General features: G+C 71.2%; 10 protein-coding genes. 5 read left to right on the top strand and 5 right to left on the bottom strand.

What is annotated here, in order from left to right; genetic code table 11:
* From DMC18_RS06965 to DMC18_RS06950, 4 genes are all read right to left on the bottom strand, one after another.
* Positions 1 to 521: saccharopine dehydrogenase NADP-binding domain-containing protein (locus tag DMC18_RS06965; protein WP_199232546.1), on the bottom strand; the 521-nt coding region annotated here is incomplete at its 3' end.
* A complete protein-coding gene (locus tag DMC18_RS06960; protein ID WP_233245246.1) occupies positions 518 to 946 on the bottom strand; it encodes a thiol-disulfide oxidoreductase DCC family protein in 429 nt (142 codons plus the stop codon). The genes DMC18_RS06960 and DMC18_RS06965, both read right to left, overlap by 4 nt.
* Positions 943 to 1,548 (bottom strand): SRPBCC family protein, encoded by a 606-nt coding sequence (locus DMC18_RS06955; RefSeq protein WP_110132798.1) that lies wholly within the window; start codon positions 1,546 to 1,548, stop codon positions 943 to 945. Before DMC18_RS06955 ends, DMC18_RS06960 begins: the two co-directional genes overlap by 4 nt.
* A gap of 52 nt (positions 1,549 to 1,600) precedes the next feature.
* Positions 1,601 to 2,479 (bottom strand): isoaspartyl peptidase/L-asparaginase family protein, encoded by an 879-nt coding sequence (locus DMC18_RS06950; RefSeq protein ID WP_110119847.1) that lies wholly within the window; start codon positions 2,477 to 2,479, stop codon positions 1,601 to 1,603.
* 68 nt (positions 2,480 to 2,547) lie between these two features.
* Here DMC18_RS06950 and DMC18_RS06945 point away from each other — a divergent pair, with 68 nt between their 5' ends.
* The 5 genes from DMC18_RS06945 to DMC18_RS06925 all read left to right on the top strand — a co-directional run bounded on the left by DMC18_RS06945 (position 2,548) and on the right by DMC18_RS06925 (position 6,626).
* Positions 2,548 to 3,546 (top strand): NADPH:quinone oxidoreductase family protein, encoded by a 999-nt coding sequence (locus DMC18_RS06945; RefSeq protein WP_110119846.1) that lies wholly within the window; start codon positions 2,548 to 2,550, stop codon positions 3,544 to 3,546.
* Between the two features lie 103 nt (positions 3,547 to 3,649).
* Positions 3,650 to 4,393, top strand: coding sequence for a hypothetical protein (locus DMC18_RS06940; RefSeq protein WP_146217997.1), 744 nt, complete (start codon positions 3,650 to 3,652; stop codon positions 4,391 to 4,393).
* 111 nt (positions 4,394 to 4,504) lie between these two features.
* Entirely contained in the window at positions 4,505 to 5,404 is a 900-nt protein-coding gene (locus tag DMC18_RS06935; protein ID WP_110119844.1) for a WecB/TagA/CpsF family glycosyltransferase, read from the top strand.
* A gap of 21 nt (positions 5,405 to 5,425) precedes the next feature.
* Positions 5,426 to 5,641 carry a hypothetical protein gene (locus DMC18_RS06930; protein ID WP_110119843.1) on the top strand — a complete coding sequence of 72 codons (216 nt, stop codon included), beginning with the start codon at positions 5,426 to 5,428 and terminating at the stop codon, positions 5,639 to 5,641.
* Between the two features lie 97 nt (positions 5,642 to 5,738).
* Positions 5,739 to 6,626 (top strand): SDR family NAD(P)-dependent oxidoreductase, encoded by an 888-nt coding sequence (locus DMC18_RS06925; protein WP_110119842.1) that lies wholly within the window; start codon positions 5,739 to 5,741, stop codon positions 6,624 to 6,626.
* A gap of 5 nt (positions 6,627 to 6,631) precedes the next feature.
* Here DMC18_RS06925 and DMC18_RS26830 read toward each other — a convergent pair.
* On the bottom strand, positions 6,632 to 6,752 hold a 121-nt coding region (locus tag DMC18_RS26830), incomplete at its 5' end, for a hypothetical protein (protein WP_233248088.1).

Below are 6,752 nucleotides of genomic sequence, written 5' to 3'. Positions count from 1 at the left end.
CCGCGCGGCGCCCGCGCGCCGGGCGAGATCGCCGCCTCGATGCGGTCGATCCGCGTCCAGCCCTCGGTCAGGCGATCGACCGCCGCGCAGGTCAGGGCCGGGGTCGAGCTCGCGCCGGTGATCGCCCAGCGCCCGGCCGCCTTGACCGGAACCGCCAGCCGCTCGGGGAAGGCGGCGACGAAGTCTCGGGCGTCGGCCAGGTCCACATAGTGCGCGCCAGCCGCCAGCACGGCGGCGGGAAAGGCCGCGTCCTGGCCCTGGAACGGTCCGGCTGCGTCGACCACGACGAACGGCTTCAGGGGAGCCAGGGTCTTCGGCCGCTCGCGATCGACGACGGCGACCTCGATGCGGGCCTTCGCGCCCTCTTGCGCCAGTTCGGCCTGGAAGGCCTCCAGCGGTCCCAGCCGCCGGGCGGCCAGCACCAGTTCCACATCGGGCCGGCGGGCCAGCATCCGCGCCAGGCGCGAGCCGAAGACGCCGGTGGCCCCGACCAGGACGACGCGTTTACGGGGCAGGGTCATGCGGTCGGCGGCTCCAGCACGAAACGCGCTCTTTGCTCGGGCGTGGGGACCATGCAGCTGCTTTTCTTGCCCATCAGCCGGTAGCGGTTGGCCGCCAGCCAGTCGTAGGCGCCGTCGCGCCAGCGCTCTGGAACCACGCCGATGATCGCCAGCCACGACCACGGCGCGCCCAGCCTTTTCAGCAACGCCAGCACCGCGGCGCTCTTCTCCAGCGCCCGGCCGCCGTCCAGCAGCAGGAAGCTGGCCGGATCGTCCGGGTCGATCCCATGCGCCAGCGCCAGCTGCCGGCCATAGTCCGACTGGATCGGGGTGAAGCGCACGATCCCCTTGCGATCGATGGCCAGCACCGTCCGCACCGAGCCCGAGCAGAAGTTGCACACCCCGTCGAACAGCCAGAGGGGCTCGGGCGGCGGAGCGAGGGTCACGGGCGGGTCTCCAGGCATTCGCGCCTCAGGGCCAGCAGGGCGACGGGCACGTCGCGGCGCATGGCCGAGGACACCACGCCCGAGGGCAGGCCGAACGGCGCGCTGGCGCGGTTCTCATAGACCACCCGGGTGCCGGCCCCGCCGGCCAGCGGCGTCAGCAGCCAGCGGCCCTGGCAGTCGCGGATGTCGCCGTCGATGCAGCGGAAGACGATGCTGCGATAGGGCGACAGGGTCAGTTCCGACACCGACCGCAGCGGCGGCAGCAGCAGGCTCCACTTCACCCGGTGCTCGCGGGTCTCGGCCCGACCGTCGGCCGAGCGCGACAGCACCGTGCAGCGGCGCACGCCCGGGGTCATGCGGGCGGCGCGGTCGCAGTCCAGGATCGTGCGCCAGACCACCTGCGGCGGGGCGGCGATGTCGATGGCCGCCCGCACCTCGCCGCCATGGGCGCGGGGATCGGCGCGCACGTCCAGCGCCACCTCGCCCGTCTCGACCCGGCGGATCCAGTCGGCGTCCAGCGCGACGTCGGCGCGCGCCGGGAGCGCTTGGGCGAAGGCCGCCAGGCACAGCAGGAAGGGAAAGGCGGCGACGCGACGCGACATGAGGCCAAGCTAACCCGCTCGCCTCCCGGTTGGCACGCCCTTTCGAGCTAAATCAGAACGCCTCGGCGACGATGGTCCCGTCGGGCAGCAGGGCCGCGCGCTTGAGGCCGCTCGACGCGAAAGGCATGGCCACATTGCCCTCGCGGTCGACCGACACCAGCCCGCCGTGGCCGCCCAGTTCGGCGACGCCTTCGATGGCGCCCCTGGCGGCCTCGTCCAGGCTCTGGCCGCCGAAGCGGATGCGGTGGGCGATCTGGGCGGCGACGGCGGTGCGGATGAAATATTCGCCCTGGCCGGTGCACGAGACCGCGGCCCAGCCGTCGGCCCAGGCCCCCGCGCCGATCACGGGACTGTCGCCCACCCGGCCCGGCAGCTTGCCGAACACGCCCGCCGTCGAGGTGGCGGCGGCCAGGCGCCCCTCCTGGTCCAGCGCCACGCAGCCGACCGTGCCGGTGGGCAGCACGTCCGGCGCGGCGTTGTCCTCGAAGGCGCCGGCGCGGGTGTAGTAGGCTTGCGGATCCTCGACCGTCTCCAGGCCCTGGGCGCGGGCGAAGCTCATGGCGCCTTCGCCGGCCAGCATCACGTGCGGGGTCTTCTCCATCACCGCCCGGGCGGCCAGGATCGGGCTGGCGAAGCCCTGCAGCGCGGCCACCGAACCGGCGCGGGTCGTGGCGCCGTCCATCAGGCTGGCGTCCAGCTCGTATTCGCCCGCGGCGTTGGGCGAGGCGCCCTTGCCGGCGATGTAGAGGCCCGAGGCCTCCAGCGCCGCCACCGTCTCGACCACCACGTCCAGGGCCGAGGCGCCGGCCGCCAGCCGCGCGCGCCCGGCCTCGATCAGGCCGCGCATGTGGGCGATCTCCACCGAATAGTCATGGCCGCGCTTGGCGCCGGCGCCGCCGTGCAGGGCGAGAGTAAAACGCTTGTTTGACATTCTGCTTCCTTGGCCGCGCGGCCTGCGTTAGCGTCGGCGTTCTAAAGAAAGAATACGGGAGAAGCGAGATGAAGGCGGTGCTCAGCAAGGCGGTCGGCGGACCCGAGACCCTGGTGCTGGAGGAGCTGCCCGATCCGACCCCCGCGCCCGGCCAGGTGCTGATCGACGTCAAGGCCTGCGGGGTCAACTATCCCGACCTGCTGATCATCCAGGACATGTACCAGTTCAAGCCGACCCGCCCCTTCGCGCCGGGCGGCGAGGTCTCGGGCGTCGTGGCCGCGCTCGGCGAGGGCGTCACCACGCTCGAGGTCGGCCAGCGGGTGCTGGCCTCCACCGGCTGGGGCGGCATGGCCGACAAGCTGGCGGTCGAGGCCGCCCGCTGCACGCCGATCCCCGACGCCATGCCCTTCGACGAGGCCTCGGCCTTCATCCTCACCTACGGCACCTCCTATTACGCGCTGAAGGACCGCGGCTTCCTCAAGCCCGGCCAGACCCTGCTGGTGCTCGGCGCGGCCGGCGGCGTGGGCCTTGCGGCCGTGGAGCTGGGCAAGGCCTTGGGCGCGCGGGTCATCGCCGCCGCCTCCAGCCAGGAGAAGGTGGATCTGGCCATCTCGCGCGGCGCCGACGCCGGCGTCGTCTATGCCCGCGGCCCGTTCGACAAGGACGGCCAGAAGGCGCTGGCCGACCAGCTGAAGGCCGCCTGCGGTCCGAACGGCTGGGACGTGGCCTATGACGCGGTCGGCGGCGACTATTCCGAGGCCACCATCCGCGCCGCCGGCTGGGGCGGCCGCATGCTGGTGATCGGCTTCCCGTCGGGCATCCCGAAGATCCCGCTGAACCTCACCCTGCTGAAGTCGTGCGACATCGTCGGCGTGTTCTGGGGCGCGGCCGTGGCCCGCGATCCGGCCGGCCACGCCGCCAATGTCCGCGAGCTGATGGACCTCTACGCCGCCGGCAAGATCAAGCCGTACGTCTCCGAGCGCTTCCCCCTGGAAAAGGCCGGCGACGCCATCGCCCACCTGGCCAGCCGCAAGGCCATGGGCAAGGTCGTGGTGACGGTGGAGTAGGGCGCTCCGCCAGGCGGCGTCGTTCGTGCGACGCCGCTGGCCCTGGGACGCGAATGCCCCTTAGACTACGGCCTGGGATCGAGGGGGGCTTTCGATGCTGGGTATGTTTGCCGCCGCGGCGCTGGCCGTGGCCGGCCCGCCGTCGGGCGGGGTGCTGCCGGCCGAGCAGGCCGCCTATGACGCCATGATCATCGAGCAGGCGAAGATCGCCGACGCCCGGTTCAACGGATCGCGCTGCGACGCCGCCCAGGTCGAGGTCGTGTCGATCAGGCCGTGGAAGATCACCAGCCGTCCGGACATGATCGTCTGGCGCGAGAAGGTGCGTGTCGCGGGCTGCGGCCGGACCTCCGTCGAGAACCTGAACATCGGCCGCTTCGAGGGAACACCGCCCTGGCGGATGACCAGCGGATTGCCCGGTGACAGTCTCGCCGAAGTGGATCTTCAGGAATGGACCTACAAGGCGGCCGTCGACGAGGTCTTCCAGGACCTCGGAGCCGGCTGCGAAGTGCGGCTGGCCGACGTCTATATCGCCGGCAGGCCGGGCGATGTCGCGGTGGCGCCGCCAGGCGCTGCGGCGCCGACGACCAGCAAGGGTCATCCAGGAATCGTGTTGCCGGACGCCCTGCGGCCCCATCTCGAGGGCCTCGACCTCACGGGCGCCTGGATGGAGGTCTGGCCGTTCCAGGTCTGCGGCAAGGACCGGACACTGGGCGTGACGTTCCTGCCGAGAAAGGACGGGCGCGGGAGCTTCCCGCTGTTCATGCCGATCTGGACCGAGGTGGCGGCGCACGGGCCAAGCGCGCTTCCGGCGCCGGCCTCGGCGCTGCCGTCTGCCGCCGTCCCATAATGAAACAGCAGTAAAATCATACGGTTAAATCTCGCTAAGGACGTCCTTTAGCGAAGCGGTTAGGTCACCTGAGCTATTGCTGCTCTTCGAATAGTCGGAGGCGGGGTTCAGATGTTCCTTCCTGCTCGCGACGCGTATCCTCTGGAGGCGCGCCGCCCGTTTCGCATGAACCGGCGTCCTGAAGAGCGCGTGAAGGTGCTCGGGGGCGAGATGGATCTCGTGCGCCCCGAAGAGGTCTTCCACTTCGTGGCGGGCCGGATCGCGGCCGGCAAGGGCGCGGTCGTCGCCAACCACAACCTGCACAGCCTCTACCTGATCCAGAAGGACCAGCAGATCGTCGACTTCTTCAAGTCGGCCGACCTGATCGAGGTCGACTCCGTGCCGCTGATCTTCTGGGCCCGCATCGTGGGCCGGGCCAGCCGCCGCTTCCACCGCTGCACCTATCTCGACTGGCGCAACGACTTCTGGGCGCGGGCCACCAAGGAAAACTGGAAGGTGTTCTTCGTCGGCGGCGCCCCGGGCGTGGCCGAGGCGGCGCTGGACAACATCCGCCGCGACTGGCCGACGGCCCAGGTCGAGAGCCATCAGGGCTATTTCGACGTCATCGACGGCAGCCTCGAGAACGAGGCGGTGGTCGAGAAGATCCGGGCCTACAAGCCCGACGTCCTGCTGGTCGGCATGGGCATGCCGCGCCAGGAGAAGTGGCTGCTGGAGAACCACAAGAAGCTCGACCCCTGCGTCGGCTTCACGGTCGGCGGGGCCTTCGACTACGAGGCCGGCGTGCAATTGGCCGCGCCGCGCTGGATGGGCCAGGTGGGCATGGAGTGGCTGTTCCGGCTGATGGCCGATCCGCAGCGCCTGTTCACCCGCTACTGCGTCGAACCGTGGCACCTGTTCGGTCCGGCGATGGTCGACGCCAAGAACGCCCTTGCGCGGCAGCTCAAGCCGGGCAAGAAGAAAAACCAAGTTTCGCCCGAGGCGTATCGTCGGGCGCCGGTTCTCAAGCCTTAAACCGACGTCCGTGGGGGACCTATGGGTTTGAACATCGAAAAGCCGCGCCGCCGCGCGATCGAACAGCCGAACGCCTGGCAGCGCGTCTGCGCCGCCTTCGGCCTGGCCGGACTCGTGCTGGCCTGGGTGGTGATGCTGGTTCCGTGCGCCCTGTGGCTGGTCTTCAGCCTGGTGACGCGACGGCCGGCCGTGGGGCGGCCGTTTCCGAACCGGGTCTTCGGTTCGCCCGCCAACTGACGCTGGGTAAGACTGGCCGCGCGCGGCCGGCCATTCCATGATCCTCCCGCGCTGAGCGGCCCGCCTCCAGAGGCCGCGAGCCAAGGGAGGAATCTGCATGGGCGGACGTCTGGACGGCAAGGTCGCCGTCATCACCGGAGCCAGCTCGGGCATAGGCCTGGGGGCCGTGGAACTGTTCGTCGCGCAGGGCGCCCGCGTCATCGCCGCCGACCTGCAGGCCGAGAAGGGCGAGATCCTCGAAAGGCGCTTTCCCGACGCCGTGCGCTTCGCCCGCTGCGACGTGACGCTCGAGGCCGACATCGCCGCGGCGATCGGCTTGGCGACGCAGGCCTTCGGCGGGCTCGACATCCTGTTCAACAACGCCGGCCACGGCGGCGCGCCGCACGGCGCGGCCGAGATCACCGGCGAGGCCTGGGACGCCACCTTCGCCGTGCTGCTGCGCGGTCCGGCGCTGGGCATGAAGCACGCCGTGCCGGCCATGCTGGCGCGGGGCGGCGGCTCGATCATCAACACCGCCTCGATCGCCGGCCTGCAGGCGGGCTTCGGGCCGCTGGCCTATTCCTCGGCCAAGGCGGCGGTGATCCACATGAGCCGCTGCGCGGCGGCCGAGCTGTCGCCGCTGGGCATCCGGGTCAACGCGCTGTGCCCCGGCCTGATCGCCACCTCGATCTTCGGGGCCTCGATCGGCCTGCCGCGCGACGTCGCCGACCAGATGGCCGCCCGCGTCGCCGAGATCGGCCCGAAGATCCAGCCGATCGCCAAGGCCGGCCTGCCCGACGACATCGCCCGCGCCGCCCTTTATCTCGCCAGCGACGACGCCGCCTTCGTCACCGGCACGCACCTGGTGGTCGACGGCGGCATCACCATCGGCCCGCGCAGCAGCTGGGACACCCGCACCCCCTCGCCGATCCTCGCCGCCATGGGCGTCTCGCCCGAGCAGGCGCAGGCGATGAAGGCGGCGCTGATCGCCGGCGAGGGCGGGTAGGGGGCCTACTTCGCCCCGCGCCCCACCGAGGCATAGGTGAAGCCCGCGCGGACCATTTCGGCGGGCTTGTAGATGTTGCGCAGGTCGACGACGACCGGGGCGGCCAGCAGGCCCTTGAGGCGGACG

Origin of the sequence: Caulobacter sp. D5 (genome assembly GCF_003185805.1) — a bacterium.
Lineage (GTDB): Bacteria > Pseudomonadota > Alphaproteobacteria > Caulobacterales > Caulobacteraceae > Caulobacter.
Note: the sequence above shows the minus strand (reverse complement) of the source record. Positions and strands in the feature narration are given on the sequence as shown.